The 14,379-nt window shown below is 70.2% G+C and carries 10 protein-coding genes; 8 read left to right on the forward strand and 2 right to left on the reverse strand.

The window, feature by feature from the left end; all coding sequences use genetic code 11:
• Positions 1 to 22: 22 nt before the first annotated feature.
• Both ACFZAM_RS35200 and ACFZAM_RS35205 read left to right on the forward strand, forming a co-directional pair.
• The gene (locus tag ACFZAM_RS35200; RefSeq protein ID WP_391052182.1) at positions 23 to 1,378 is read left to right on the forward strand and encodes an ammonium transporter; all 1,356 of its coding nucleotides are present in this window, start codon (positions 23 to 25) and stop codon (positions 1,376 to 1,378) included.
• Positions 1,379 to 1,457: 79 nt separating this feature from the next.
• Complete coding sequence (locus ACFZAM_RS35205) at positions 1,458 to 2,789, forward strand: ammonium transporter (protein ID WP_355349706.1); 1,332 nt, start codon at positions 1,458 to 1,460, stop codon at positions 2,787 to 2,789.
• 138 nt (positions 2,790 to 2,927) lie between these two features.
• On the opposite strand, the gene ACFZAM_RS35210 is transcribed toward ACFZAM_RS35205, so the two are convergent.
• Entirely contained in the window at positions 2,928 to 3,134 is a 207-nt protein-coding gene (locus tag ACFZAM_RS35210) for a cold-shock protein (RefSeq protein ID WP_188280047.1), read from the reverse strand.
• A gap of 307 nt (positions 3,135 to 3,441) precedes the next feature.
• On the opposite strand from ACFZAM_RS35210, the gene ACFZAM_RS35215 reads away from it, so the two are divergent.
• Positions 3,442 to 5,763, forward strand: coding sequence for an FUSC family protein (locus ACFZAM_RS35215; RefSeq protein WP_391052187.1), 2,322 nt, complete (start codon positions 3,442 to 3,444; stop codon positions 5,761 to 5,763).
• Between the two features lie 85 nt (positions 5,764 to 5,848).
• On the opposite strand, the gene ACFZAM_RS35220 is transcribed toward ACFZAM_RS35215, so the two are convergent.
• The gene (locus ACFZAM_RS35220) at positions 5,849 to 7,723 is read right to left on the reverse strand and encodes an arabinofuranosidase catalytic domain-containing protein (protein ID WP_391052189.1); all 1,875 of its coding nucleotides are present in this window, start codon (positions 7,721 to 7,723) and stop codon (positions 5,849 to 5,851) included.
• A 293-nt stretch (positions 7,724 to 8,016) separates the two neighbouring features.
• On the opposite strand from ACFZAM_RS35220, the gene ACFZAM_RS35225 reads away from it, so the two are divergent.
• From ACFZAM_RS35225 to ACFZAM_RS35245, 5 genes are all read left to right on the forward strand, one after another.
• Positions 8,017 to 9,060 carry a LacI family DNA-binding transcriptional regulator gene (locus ACFZAM_RS35225; protein WP_355349695.1) on the forward strand — a complete coding sequence of 348 codons (1,044 nt, stop codon included), beginning with the start codon at positions 8,017 to 8,019 and terminating at the stop codon, positions 9,058 to 9,060.
• Positions 9,061 to 9,398: 338 nt separating this feature from the next.
• Positions 9,399 to 10,679 carry an extracellular solute-binding protein gene (locus ACFZAM_RS35230; RefSeq protein ID WP_391052192.1) on the forward strand — a complete coding sequence of 427 codons (1,281 nt, stop codon included), beginning with the start codon at positions 9,399 to 9,401 and terminating at the stop codon, positions 10,677 to 10,679.
• Positions 10,680 to 10,684: 5 nt separating this feature from the next.
• The gene (locus tag ACFZAM_RS35235) at positions 10,685 to 11,602 is read left to right on the forward strand and encodes a sugar ABC transporter permease (protein ID WP_355349689.1); all 918 of its coding nucleotides are present in this window, start codon (positions 10,685 to 10,687) and stop codon (positions 11,600 to 11,602) included.
• Entirely contained in the window at positions 11,592 to 12,527 is a 936-nt protein-coding gene (locus ACFZAM_RS35240) for an ABC transporter permease subunit (RefSeq protein ID WP_391052195.1), read from the forward strand. Before ACFZAM_RS35235 ends, ACFZAM_RS35240 begins: the two co-directional genes overlap by 11 nt.
• Before the next feature lie 141 nt (positions 12,528 to 12,668).
• Complete coding sequence (locus ACFZAM_RS35245) at positions 12,669 to 14,177, forward strand: alpha-L-arabinofuranosidase C-terminal domain-containing protein (RefSeq protein WP_391052198.1); 1,509 nt, start codon at positions 12,669 to 12,671, stop codon at positions 14,175 to 14,177.
• Positions 14,178 to 14,379: the final 202 nt, after the last annotated feature.

A 14,379-nucleotide genomic window follows, 5' to 3' on the forward strand; every position in this document is an offset into this window, starting at 1 on the left:
TTCACAGGAGTTCCCCTTGCTCATGGCCGCCACCGCCAACACGGGCGACACCGCCTGGCTCCTGGCGAGCACCGCGATGGTGCTGCTGATGACACCCGGCCTGGCCTTCTTCTACGGCGGCATGGTCCGCACCCAGCACGTGCTGGTGATGCTCAAGATGAGCTTCGTCTGCCTGGCCCTGGTGACCGTGCTGTGGCTGGCGGTCGGCTACTCCCTCGCCTTCGGCCCCGACCTCGGCGCGGGCCTGCTCGGCAACCTCGACCACGCCTTCCTGCGCGGCGTCACCATGACCGACCTGCACGGCAGCGTCCCCACGCTGCTGTTCTCCTGCTTCCAGATGTCGTTCGCCATCATCACCGTCGCGCTGATCAGCGGTTCCATCGCGGGCCGCGCCACCATGCGCGGCTGGCTGGTCTTCGTGGCCGCCTGGACCCTGCTGGTGTACGTACCGCTGGCGCACTGGGTGTTCGCCCCCGACGGCTGGGTGTCCGCGCATCTGAAGGCGCTGGACTTCGCGGGCGGTCTCGTCGTCGAACTCAACTCCGGCGCGGCGGGCCTGGCCGCGGCCATCGTGCTGCGCAAGCGCAAGGACTTCGAGCGCCAGCCGGTGCGCCCGCACAATCTGCCGCTGGTCGTGATCGGCCTGGCCCTGCTGTGGTTCGGCTGGTTCGGCTTCAACGCGGGATCCGCGCTGCACGTGGCGGGCGCCGCGCCCACCGCCTTCCTCAACACCCAACTCGCCGCCTGCGCGGCCATGATCGGCTGGCCGCTGATCGAGAAGTGGCGGCTGGGCAGCGTGGACATGCTCGGCGTCACCTCCGCGGCCGTCGCGGGCATGGTCGCCATCACGCCGTCCTGCGGTGAGGTGTCGCCGCTGGGCGCGGTGTGCATCGGCTTCGCCGCGGGTGTGGTGTGCGCCTTCGCCATCAACCTCAAGTTCAAGATCGGCGTGGACGACACCCTGGACGTGGTCGGCGTGCACGGCTGGGGCGGCATCGTCGGCACGGTGTCCATCGGCCTGTTCGCCACCTCCGCGATGAGCGGGCGCGAGGGCCTGTTCTACGGCGGCGGTCTCGATCTGCTCTGGCGCCAGGTCGTCGCCGTACTGGCCTGCGGCTCGTTCTCCTTCGTCGTCACCTGGCTCATCGCCCAGGCCGTCAACCGCACGGTCGGCTTCCGTACCGAGGCGGAGTACGAGGACGTGCCGGGCCGGGACGAGGAGATCGCGTACGACAACGCGACGCTGGACGAGGTCAGGGCCCGGCTGGACGAGCCGCGCCACCCGGCGCGGGTGGGCGCCCCGACGGCCCCGGACGACGACATGGCCCGCGTCAACAAGATCCTCGACGTCCTGGAACGACGCGAGCGCGACCGATGACCGCGCCCGCGTACCCCTCCGCAGCCGTACTCGTACCCGAATCAGCGGCCACGCCCGGCCGTCCGTGTGAGGACCTGTCATGAACCAGCACTTCGACTCCGGCAACACCGCCTGGCTGATGATGGCCACGGCCATGGTCCTGCTGATGGCCCCGGGACTCGCCTTCTTCTACGGCGGCATGGTCAGGACCAGTCAGATCATCGCCATGCTCAAGATGTGCTTCGCCTGCGTCGCCGTCGTCACGCTGATCTGGTGGGCGGTCGGCTACTCGCTCGCCTTCGGCCCCGACGCCGAGGGGCTGGGCATGATCGGCACCCTCGACCACGCCTTCCTGCGCGGCATCTCCCTCAACAGCGCGACCGGTGACGTGCCCACCGTGATCCACTCCGTCTTCCACATGAGCTTCGCCATCGTCACCGTGGCCCTGATCAGCGGATCGGTGGCCGGGCGCGCCACGATGCGCGGCTGGACGGCCTTCGTCTGCGTCTGGACGCTGCTGGTGTACGTGCCCATGGCGCACTGGGTGTTCGACAGCGACGGCTGGGTCGCCAAGGAGGTCGGCGCCGTCGACTTCTCCGGCGGCACCGTGGTCGAACTCAGCTCGGGCGCCGCGGGTCTCGCGCTGGCCATCGTCGCGGGCAAGCGCGAGGACTTCGAGCGCCAGCCGATCCGTCCGCACAATCTGCCGCTGGTCGTGATCGGCCTGGCCCTGATGTGGTTCGGCTGGTTCGGCTTCAACGCCGGTTCCTATCTGAACGGGCCCGCCAGCACCACCATGGCGTTCGTGAACACCCAGTTCGCGGCGGGCGCGGCCATGATCGGCTGGGCCGCGACCAGCTACTGGCACAACCGGCGCGTCACCCTGCTCGACATCTCCATGGGCGCGGTCACCGGCCTGGTGTCCATGACGCCGCTGGCCGCCGGGGTCAGCCCGGTATGGGCCACCGTCATCGGCTTCCTCGCCGGGCTGACCTGCGCCTTCGCGGTGAGCTGGAAGTACCGGCTCGGCGTGGACGACACCCTGGACGTCGTCGGCATCCACGGCTGGGGCGGCCTGTTCGGCATGCTGATGGCCGGCCTGGCCGCGACCGGCGCGGTCACCGGCAAGAAGGGCCTGTTCTACGGCGGCTCGTGGGGGCTGCTAGGCGACCAGCTCGTCGCCGTCCTCGTCCTGGGACTGTTCTCCTTCACCATGACCGCCGTCATCGGCAAGGTCGTCGACAAGACCGTCGGGCTGCGCCAGCCCGGCGGCATCGTGGAGCACGAGCAGGCGTACGACACGGACGTCGCCAGCCAACTCCAGGACGTCACCGACACGTTGCGCGGTCCCGCCGCCCCGACGGACGACAACGACCCCAGCCACCTCATCGCCCAACTGCGCACTCTGCTCGCCTCCCACGAGCGGAACTGACCTTCGTACGGACCGCCGCGCGGGGGGCCGGACCCGAGGCATCGCATTGGATGCGTCACAAACGTGGCGGTCGCCCGCAAACGGACGGGTCCGGGCCCGCCATGACGGCGGACCCGGACCCGGAGGACCGTGTACGGCTCAGCCCGCGCGGACGATGTTCTCCGCCTGCGGACCCTTCTGGCCCTGGGTGACGTCGAAGGTGACGGGCTCGCCTTCGGTCAGCTCCCGGTATCCGTTGCCCTGGATGTTGGAGTAGTGGGCGAAGACATCGGGGCCTCCGCCTTCCTGGGCGATGAACCCGAAGCCCTTCTCGGAGTTGAACCACTTCACCGTGCCGTTGGCCATGCGTGTGAGTCCTCTGCGTCTGTGGTCTGCACCGGTCGCGGAACCTGGTGGATCCGTGGCCTGTGGACGCCCGCCTACGGGCACCCGCAGCCGTACGTACCCCATCGCGGCGCGCCGCATGCACGCCGATCGCGCGGATGACCGCGGAGGGCGAACATGCGCCGCGCCGCGGCCGGAAACCGGCCCTCGACCGACCCGTCATCCGGAGCAACACTGACCCGTCCGGGGGTGGGCGGTCGCACCGGCCGGGCACGCTCGTGGGATGCTGGGTCGGGATCCGATCTTGACGAGGGAACGCGGCGGCACGATGAGAACGGCACGGAGGATCCGCCACAGGGTCTGGGACCGCTACTCGGCCTCCGACCCCGGCCTGCTGCGGCTGATGGCGGGACTGCGGACGGTCGGCTCGATCGGTCTCGCCCTGCTGATCCTGTCCCTGCTGCACATCTCCGTGACCCATATGGTCGCGGGCGCCATGGCCGCCATGGTCTCCACCTTCGCCATCCGCGAGAAGCGGGTACGCGACCAGGCCGTCACCCTCGCCCTCGGGCTGCCCACCGCCTTCGCCTCGGTGTCGCTCGGCGCACTGCTCAACCCGCACATCGTCATCGGCGACCTCGCCTTCATCCTGCTGATCTTCGGCGCCGCCTACGCCCGCCGCTTCGGCGAACGCGGCACCGCGCTCGGCATGATCGGCTTCCAGATCTACTTCCTCTCCCTGTTCGTCCACGCCACCGGCGCCGGTCTGCCGTCGCTCTACCTCTCGCTGGCCGTCGCCTTCGCGTGCAGCGCCGTCATGCGCTTCGCGCTCGTCCCCGAGACCCCGGAACGCACCCTGGGGCGGCTGCGCCAGGCGTTCCGGGCCAGAACCGCCCAGCTCGTCGCCACCCAGATCGACCTCCTCGAAGCCGACTCCGACCGGCTGGAGAGCGTCATCGGCGACCTGCGCAAGGACGTCGCCCGGCTGCACGAGGCCGCCCTGATGATCCAGAGCGCGCTGGAGGTGGGCACCGACGACGAGGCCACCGCCGCTCTGCTGCAACGCCGGGTCGCGGACGCCGAGATCGCCGTCGAACGCCTCGGCCTGCTGCTGCTCACCGCCCGCAGCGCCGAACGCGCCGACACCCTGACGCTCCACCTGCCGAACGCGCCGCTGCCCGCACCCGCGCGCCGCACCGACGACGAGGACGACGCGCTGCGCAAGCTGCGCGCCGAGCTGCGGGCGCTGCACCTGCTGGTGACCCGGCTGGGCACCGACGACCCCGGCACCGCCGTCACCCAGGTGCGCAACCGCCTGCTGGCCTACCGCGACGACGAGAATCTGCCGCGCGCCTCGCTCGCCGTCCAGGACGCCTTCCGCGGCATCGGCGAGGCCGCGCGCGCCGTCCTCGGCCTGCGGCTGGCGCTCGACGGGCCGGGCGACGAGTCCGACGACACACCCGAGACGATCCGCTCCCGCGAGGAGTTCGAGGCCGAGGACCTGGCGCTGGCGGGGGAGGGCGGGAGCGAGCAGGACCGTACCGGCCTCAAGCGCCGCACGACCCGCGCCGCCGTCCAGGTCTCCGCGGGGTCCGCGCTGGCCATCCTCGGCGGCGAGTTCCTGTCCACGCAGCGCTGGTACTGGGCGGTCCTGACCTGCTGGGTGGTCTTCCTCAACACCTCCTCGACCGGCGAGATCCTGGTCAAGGGCTACCGGCGGCTGATCGGCACGGTGTGCGGCGTGGTGGCCGGTGTGCTGCTCGCCGGGGCCGTCGGCAACCACACCTGGACGGCGTTCACCCTCGTCCTGGTGCTGATCTTCGCGATGTTCTTCACCGCCCCGGTGTCGTACGCGCTGATGTCGTTCTTCGTCACCGCGATGCTCGGCCTGCTCTACAGCCTGCTGCACACGTACAGCGTCTCGGTGCTCGTACTGCGCATCGAGGAGACCGCGCTCGGCGCCGCCTGCGGGGTCATCGCGGCCGTGCTGATCTTCCCGGTCCGCACCGATCTGCGCACCGACGAGCAACTGGTCACCGTCCTGGCCAAGCTCCGCGACGTGGCCACCGCCGCCGTCGCCCAGCTCAGCGGCGGCCCGGCCGTCGACCTGCTGGACCTGGCCCGCGAACTGGACACCGCGCTGGACGACCTGCGCCGCTCCACCCACCCGCTGACCCACCCGATCACCCCGCTGCGGGGCCGCAGGCGCACCGCCCGCTATCTGGTCGCCCTGCTGGAGACCTGCGCCTACCACGCGCGCTCGCTCGCGGCGACCGCCGAACTGGTCCCGTACAGCAAGAGCATCGCCGCCGACCCCCGGCTGACGGCCGTCGGCGTACGCCTGGAGCACAACCTCGACGTGCTCATCGCCCATGTGGAGGAGATCAAGGACGACAAGGGCGGGAAGGGCAGGGCCAAGGACGGTACGACGGCAGCGGACGGGACGGCGCAGGGCGCGATCCGGACCGAGCCCAGCATCGCCTCCATGCTGGAGGGCACCGGCTCCGCCGTACCGCGCTCGGGCTCCGTCACCTTCCGCGTGCTGCGCCACCTCCAGCGGCTGGACGAGGGCGTGGCGGGCCTGGCCCGGCCACTCGGCGTCACGGTCGAGACGCCGGCCGGCAGGACCGGCAGCCGCCGGGCGGCCTGAATCGGTCGCGCGTGAGCCTTGGCAGCCAGGGCCCGGTGGTACGGGGCTCACGCTCCCGCACCACCGGGCCTCGGCGCCGCCGCGGTCAGTTCAGGGCGAACTTCTGCGCGGCCGTGCCGTTGCAGTCGTGGATCCGCAGGCGGGCGCCGTTGGCGGTGGCGCCGTCCGGGGAGTCCAGGCAGCGCCCGGACTGGGGATTGAGCAGCGATCCGTCGGACCGCTGGACCCACACCTGGCCGCCCACCGCGGTGTCGCAGTCGTACAGCTCCACCAACGAGTCCTGCGCGGTGGCGTTGCCCGCGATGTCCAGGCAGCGGCCGAGCGTGGTGAGCCGGTTCGTGGACGTGTGCACCCAGTGCTGGTCGCGGGCGTAGGACTGGCAGTCCCACAACTGCGCCGCGGACAGATTGCCGCCGATGTCGTCGCCCGTGATGTCCAGGCACTTCGCGCCGGGCCCGGCGATCATCGATCCGCCGTTGACGGTGAAGACCTGGGCGGCCGTGCCGTTGCAGTCGTGGATCTGGAGGCGGGTGCCGTTGGCGGTCGCGCCGTCGGTGGCGTCCAGGCAGCGGCCGGACTGCGGGTTGAACAGCGAGCCGTCGGCCCGCTGCACCCACTTCTGCCCGCCGACCCCGTTGCAGTCCCAGAGTTCGACCTGCGTGTTGTTCGCGGTGCCGTTGCCGTTGATGTCCATGCAGCGGCCCAGGGTCCGCAGCGAACTGTCGGGCTCGTGCACCCAGTGCTGATCTGCGGCGCCGCTCTGGCAGTCCCAGAGCTGGACGGCGACGCCCTTGTTCGCGACGTCGTCCCCGGTCACGTCCACGCACTTCCCGCCGGGCGCGGCGACCGTCGCCGGAGCGACCCCGGCCGTGTCGCCCGCGTAGCCGGCCGCCACCACGTTCGCCTGTACGGCGTTGTCCGCCGCGTCGGTGGGATAGCCGGAGGTCATGACGCCCTCGAAGAACGACCCGACCGCGCGGTTGCTGTTGTCGCCGCCGGTGCCGAGCACGATGGAGCCCTCCTGCCTCATCGGCGCGTAGCCCGGTGGCAGCGCGCCGTTCCACCAGGTCGTGAGCCCGCCGGACTGCGAATTCCCGCCCTTGAGAGCGAAGGACGTCTGGCCGTTGTTCTTCAGCACGGCCGTGACGAAGGGGCTCGCATTGCCGCCGTTGACGCTGTGGGCGTTGGTGTCCGCCTGGAAGATGCCGTTCTCCAGGTCGGCCTGCACCCACGGACCGTCGCCGGAACAGGGGCTGCACGCGCGGGCCAACGACATGTTGAGCGCGTCCATGTGACCGGCGCCCGTGTCGTTCGGGATCGCCTCGACATTGCCGAAGTCGAAGCAGCAGTCGCGGTTGACATGGGTGCCGCTGGTCACCATGTATATCCCCTCGGCCTGCCCGTTGACGGCGACACCCGAGCCGACGGCATGGCGGTACCCGACGCCCGGCGGCACATAGACGCCGTAGACGGAGTGCCCCGCCACCGTGACGTGCAGCGCGTTCGCCAGGGCGCCGACATCGGCGGCCCCGGCGGTGCCCGAACCCTCGATGGTCAGGTCGTTGTGGCGCGGCGACTGGTCGTAGATCTTGGTGATGACGCACACCGCGCCGTTGCAGAAGGCGTTCTGCGCACCGGCGTTCGCGTAGCCGCCGGTCCCGGTCGGCCCGATGTCGAGGGCGGCGTCGTCCCGCACGCGGGTGACCTGGTATAGGCCGCCGTTGTACGAGCCGTACAGCGCCCTGACCGTACTGAAGGCGCCCACGCAGGGGGTGCCCGCGTTGCCGTAGATGTCGCACGGCTGGTTCGCGGCGGCGTGCGCGGGACCGGTGACGCCGACCAGCAGGCCGAGGGTCAGGGTCAAGGTCGCGCCCAGGGCGAGCAGGACGCCGCGTAAGCGCCTCAACAGGTGGCGTGCGGATGGTCGGTGGTCGCGAGCGGTCGTCGTCGAAGCGGTCATCGTCGACCTTTCTCCGTGGGGGGATGGCACGGAACACGGTGAGAGATGCGAACTGCTCATACGATTCAGCGACTTCGAAGCTAGAGGCGTCTCGTAGTGCCCGTCAACCCTCGGAACCTGCGGTCATATGCCCGGACGTTCTTGTCCCGAAGGCTTGACGAGCGGTTCGGCGTGACTTAGCGTCCGAGGCGCTGAATCGTTAGAGCAACCCTTGGCGCACCACATCCGGCCGGTATCTTCCCGACGGTGGTTGCCTGCTTCAGGCGGTGGCTTCTTGCTGAGAGGGGTGCCATATGGCGTCGGCGGACAAGCGCGCCACCGTCACGCTCAAGGACGTCGCGACGGCGGTCGGGATCTCGCAGAGCGCCGCCTCGATGGCGCTGTCGAACCATCCGCGGATCAGCGAGACGACCAAGGAGGCGGTACGGGCCGCCTCGGCCAAGCTCGGCTACGTCCCGAACTCCGCGGGGCGGGCGCTGCGGGCGGGCCGTTCGACCTCCATCGCGGTCGTCGTGCCCAACACCGGCCAGCACGTCTTCGGCCACCCCTACTTCATGCACCTGCTGGTGGGGGTGACCGCGGAGGCCAACACCCGCGACGCCGCGCTCATGGTGTCGACCAACCCCGACGAGACCCACGGCGTCGCGGCGTACGAGCGGGTGCTGCGCTCGCAGGCCGCGTCAGGGGCGATCGTCGCCTCGGCCTCGATCAGCGACCCCAACGTCAACCGCATGGTGGACTCCGCGCTGCCGGTGGTCCTCATCGGGCGGTTCGTCCACCTGCCGCACGCGGTGAGCGTCGGGGTGGACGAGATCGCGGGCGCCGCGGCCATCACCCGCCACCTGGTGGAGGACCACGGGCTGACCCGTATCGCCCACATCAGCGGACCGCTCAACCACCAGACCGCGGTGGACCGTTACGAGGGCTTCCGCACCGCGCTCGCCGATTCGGGACGGCCCTGCACCCACACCCTGGCCGTCGGCGACTTCAGCGAGGAATCCGGCAGGCTCGCCGCACGGCAGGTGCTGGACAGCATGTCCGACGTCCAGGCGATCTTCGCCGCCAATGACGAGATGGCCTACGGCGCGATGCTGGAGATCCGCTCCCGCGGGCTGCGCATACCGCAGGACATCGCGCTCGCCGGATACGACGACTTCGGCGTCTCCCGGCTCACCACGCCGGGGATCACCACCGTCCACGTCCCCGCCGAATCGCTCGGCCAGAAGGCCGCGGCCATCCTCTTCGACCTGGTGGACGGGACCGCACCCGACCCGGTCCACACCGTGCTGCCGTTCGACCTCGTGATCCGGGAGTCCTGCGGAAGCCACCCCGGCTGACCGACCGCCCCGCCCAGCCACCGGCGACGGCCGAAGGCCAACGCCGTACCCAACACCCCCGCCCGGACGGGCGGGCCGTACCCAACACCCGCGCCCGGACGGGCGGGCCGTACCCAACACCCCCGCCCGGACGGGCGGTTCACGCCCAGGACCGGCGGTACGCGCCCGGTGACGGGTGGTTCACACCCGCACGCGGCTGACGCACGCCCGCGGACGGGTGATTGACGCCCGGAGACGGGCGGTGCGCGCCCCCGGACGGGCGGTGCGCAGAAGGAGACAGCCACATCGACCCTCCGACCCCGCAGCGACGGGGCACCGAACGGAATGGAACGATCGGTATGTACGTCAGATTCGGGAGAACGGCCGCGGCACTCGCCGCCGCCACCACGGTCTCACTCCTCCTCGCCGGCTGCGGCGACAACGGCGCGGGCGGCGGTACCTCCGGCGGCGTGGTCAAGCTGACCATGCTCACCGGCTTCACCGGCCCCGACGCCCCCTCGTACCAGGCGCTGATCAAGGAGTTCAACGCCGGCCACCCCAAGATCCAGGTTACGATGACGGCCGAACCCTGGGCCACCATCGGTCAGAAGCTGCCCGCCTCCTGGGCCACCGGCCAGGGCCCCGACCTGGCGACCCCCAGCTCCGACCCGGGCGCGATCTTCACCTACATCAAGACCAACTCGGTGCTGCCGCTCGACCCCGCGGTCGGCGCCGGCACCGGACAGATCGACTCCGCCGCCTTCCCCGCCGCCGTGAAGTCCGCCTTCACCGTCGACGGCAAGCTCTACGCGGTACCCGCCAACATGGCCACGCTCGTGCTCTATTACAACAAGGCGATGTTCGCCGCCGCGGGCATCAGCCGGCCGCCCGCCACCGAGGACGAGTTCATCGCCGACGCCAAGAAGCTCACCAAGGGATCGGGCGGCAAGCCCAGCCAGTACGGCCTCTCGCTCGCCGACAACAACACGATCCAGATGTGGCCGATCCTCCAGTGGATGAGCGGCGGCGACATCGTCGGCCCCGACAACTGCGCCGTCGTCAACAGCCCCGCCAGCGTCCAGGCGCTGACCCGCTGGAGCCGCCTGGTCAGCCAGGACCACATCAGCCCGGTCGGCCAGGCGGGCGCGGACGCCGACACGCTGTTCTCCGCCAAGAAGGCCGCGATGGAGATCAACGGCCCGTGGGCCGCCGCGGGCTTCACGTCCGCGGGCGTCGACCTCGGCATCGCCCAGGTCCCGGTCGGCTCCGCGGGCCCGGTGACACTGGCCTCGACGGTCCCGCTGATGATCGCCCGCACCTCCAAGCACCAGGCCGAGGCCAAGGAATTCCTCGCCTGGTACACCGGCAAGGCAGCCCAGACGCAGTTCTCGAAGGTCTCCGGCTTCCCGCCCGCCCGCACCGACCTCGGCGGCGCCGTCAACGGCGATCCCACCGTCGCGCAGTTCGCCGCCGCGCTGCCGCACGCCAAGCTCTACCTCGCGGGCCAGCAGAACTCGACCCGCATCGACAGCGACGTCTACGTCCCGCTGATCCAGAAGATCGAACGCGGCGCCGACGTCCAGTCCGCCGCCGACTCGGCCGCCAAGGCGATCAATTCGCTCACCGGCTGCAAGAAGTAGCCCTCATGTCGAGCACACCCTTCCCCTCCGCAGGGAAGCCCGCACCCGTACGGCGGCGCAGGCCCCGTATCAACAGCGCCTATCTGTTCATCCTGCCGAGCGTCCTGCTCATCGGGGTGTTCATCGCGGAGCCCATCGTCCAGTCCGGCTGGATGAGCCTGCACGACTGGACCGTCGGCGAGGCCCACCACAAATTCGTGGGTCTCGACAACTACACGGCGCTCTACCACGATTCGCGGTTCTGGAACGCGCTGCGCGTCACGGTGATCTACACCGCCGCCGTCTCCGTCGGACAAGTGCTGATCGCGCTGGCCATCGCCTCCCGGCTGCGCAGGACGACCTGGTATTCGGCGCTGCTGCGCACCGCGTATTTCTTCCCTTTCATCGCCTCGCTCGTGGTGAGCGGCATCGTCTGGAAATTCCTGCTCGACCCGCAGGTCGGCCTGGTCGACGCCTGGCTCTCCGGAATCGGCGTCACGCCTCCCGAATGGCTGCAATCCACCTCGCTGGCGTTGCCCACCGTCATTGTCGTGGGCATCTGGAAGAACGTCGGATTCACCATGATCGTGCTGCTCGCCGGTATGCAGCAGATCCCGCCCGACCTGTACGAGGCGGCGGCGCTCGACGGCGCGGGCGCGTGGCAGCGATTCCGCCATGTGACCCTGCCCGCGCTGCGCCCGGCACTGCTGTTCACCACGCTGATCGCCACGGTCACCGGGCTGCAACTGTTCGACCTGGTCTTTTCCATGACCAGCGGCGGCCCGATCTTCCACACGGAATCCGTCGTGATGTACCTGTACCAGAAGGGTTTCGTGGAATTCCAGATGGGCTACGCCAGCGCCGTCGCCTGGATTCTCTTCGTGATCATCCTGGCGATCTCCGCACTCCAACTGCGTCTGTCGAGGTTCCGCGATGCCGACTGACACACTCCGGCCGCGCCCCGCCAAGGGCGGCGCGAGCCCGTACGGGAACGGCCCCCGGCCGACCGGGCCGGTACGCCTGTGGCCCGCGGCCAAGGTCGCCGTCCGGTACGGCGCCAGGTGCGGCACGGTCCTGTCCTGGGCGGCCGTGACCGTCGGCGCGGTCGCGATGATCATCCCGTTCGTCTGGATGCTCGGCGTCGCCTTCAGGACCAACGCCGACCTGTACGCCGACCCCGCCCGGCTGATCCCGCGGGACTGGACCCTGCACGGCGTCCGCGCGGTGCTCGGCCAACTCCCGTTCGGCAAGCTCGTGCTCAACACGTTCGTCTTCGCGGGCGGCACGACCGTGCTCCTGCTGCTGTTCGACTCGATGACCGCGTTCGCGCTGGCCAGGCTGCGCTTCCGCGGTAAGAACGTGGTGTTCCTGCTGATCCTGGCCACGCTGATGGTGCCCTTCCAGATCACCCTCGTGCCGGTCTTCCTGACGCTGTTCCACCTCGGCTGGCTCAATTCGTACCAGGGCCTGATCATTCCCCGCGCGACCAGCGCGCTGGGCATCTTCCTGCTCCGCCAGTTCTTCATGCAGTTGCCGCGCGAACTGGACGACGCGGCCAAAATCGACGGGGCCAACGACTTCACGGTCTACTGGCGGATCATCCTGCCCAACGCCAAACCGGCCCTCGCCTCGCTGTTCATCATCCAGTTCGCCGCGCTGTGGAACGACTTCCTGTGGCCGCTGGTCGTGACGAACAACGTCGACATGCAGACGCTGCCCGCGGCCCTGACGCTGTTCTCCAGTCAGTCGGGTGTGGACCACGCCGCGCTCATGGCGGGCGCCGCGATCTCCCTGAGTCCCCTGGCCATCGCCTTCCTCGTCCTCCAGCGCTTCTTCGTGCAGGGCGTCGCGACCACGGGAATCAAATAGCGCCGCCCGGCCGATTCCCGCCGCCTTTCCGCGCCCGCGGCCGCCCCGCCATCCCCCCGCCACGCCGTACTGCTCCTTCCGCCCGCCCTTTTTCCGCCATGCCCATTTCGCTGAGACATCACAGAGAAACCGGAGACCGGAGTGCTCACCTGCACCGCGACCATCGACCCCGCCTTCGTCATCGCCCCGGTTCCGCCGCGCCTGTTCGGCTCCTTCGTCGAACACATGGGCCGCTGCGTCTACGGAGGCATATACGAACCCGGCCACCCCGAGTCGGACGCCGACGGCCTGCGGCTCGACGTCATCAAGCTCACCCGTGAACTCGGCGTGAGCGCCGTCCGCTACCCCGGCGGCAACTTCGTGTCCGGCTACCGCTGGGAGGACGGTGTCGGCCCCCGCGACGAGCGCCAGGTCGCCCTCGACCTGGCCTGGCGCTCGCTCGAACCCAACACCTTCGGGCTCAACGAGTTCATGGCCTGGGCCAGACAGACCGACGTCGAACCGATCATGGCCGTCAACCTCGGCACCCGCGGCGTCGAGGACGCCTGCAATCTGCTCGAATACGCCAACTTCCCCGGCGGCACCCGCTACTCTGACCTGCGCATCGCCCACGGGGTCCGCGAACCGCACCGCATCAAGACCTGGTGCCTGGGCAACGAGATGGACGGCCCCTGGCAGGTCGGCCAGAAGACCGGCACCGAGTACGGCCGCCTGGCCGCCGAGACCGGGAAGGCCATGCGCCGGATCGACCCGTCGGTCGAGCTCGTCGCCTGCGGCAGCTCCAACGAACGGATGCCGACCTTCGGCTCCTGGGAGGCCGACGTCCTGGACGAGGCGTACGACGTGGTCGACTACATCTCGCTGCACGCGTACTTCGAGCAGCACGGCGACGACCGCGTGGGCTTCCTCGCCTCCGCGCAGGTCATGGACACCTTCATCGAGGGGGTCGTCGCCACCTGCGACCACATCGCCGCCAAGAAGCGCTCCCGCCGCAAGCTCCAGCTCTCCTTCGACGAGTGGAATCTCTGGTACGAGAGCCGGTTCGAGGGCCAGGACAACCTGGAATGGGCCCGGGCGCCCCGGCTGATCGAGGACGAGTACACCGTCGAGGACGCCGTCGTCCTCGGCAACCTCCTGATGAGCCTGCTCCGGCATAGCGACCGGGTGACCATCGCCTGCCTCGCGCAGCTCGTCAACGTCATCGCGCCCATCCGCACCGAACCCGACACCGGCGCCTGGCGGCAGACCATCTTCTACCCCTTCGCCCTCACCGCCCGGCACGCCCGCGGCGAGGTCCTGCGCGTCGAGCCGGACTCACCCGTCCTGCACTCCACGACGCTCGGAGACGTCGCCGCCGTCGACGTCACCGCCACCCGCGACCCCGAGACCGGCGAGACGACGATCTTCGCCGTCAACCGGGACGACACCCAGGCGGCCACCTTGCGGCTGCGGATGGCCGGCGCCGAGCACGACGTGGTCGAACACGTCGTCCTCGGCGGCCAGGACCTGCTCGCCACGAATTCCAGGACGGCCCCCGGCCGTGTCGAGCCGCGCTCCAGCACCCGGCACTTCGTGGACGCCAACGGTCTGTCCGCCGAGCTTCCGCCGGTCTCCTGGACGATGATCCGGACGGCGCCGATCACGAGCTGATCCACCGGACTCTCTGCCTCCTGCCCCGCGCCGCCCGTACCCCGGAGCCGTTTCGACCCGTAGGCCGGATATGCCGCGGGGGGGGCGCGCCGGGCGGGGGCCGCGGGGCGGCCGCCCGCCCCGGGGGGGGGGGGGCGCACGCCGATGACGACCGCTGCCTTGCCGGGGCGGGGGGGCGGGGGGCGCGGGTGCCCCCGCCCCC

Origin of the sequence: Streptomyces sp. NPDC008079 (genome assembly GCF_042957385.1) — a bacterium.
Classification (GTDB): Bacteria; Actinomycetota; Actinomycetes; order Streptomycetales; family Streptomycetaceae; genus Actinacidiphila.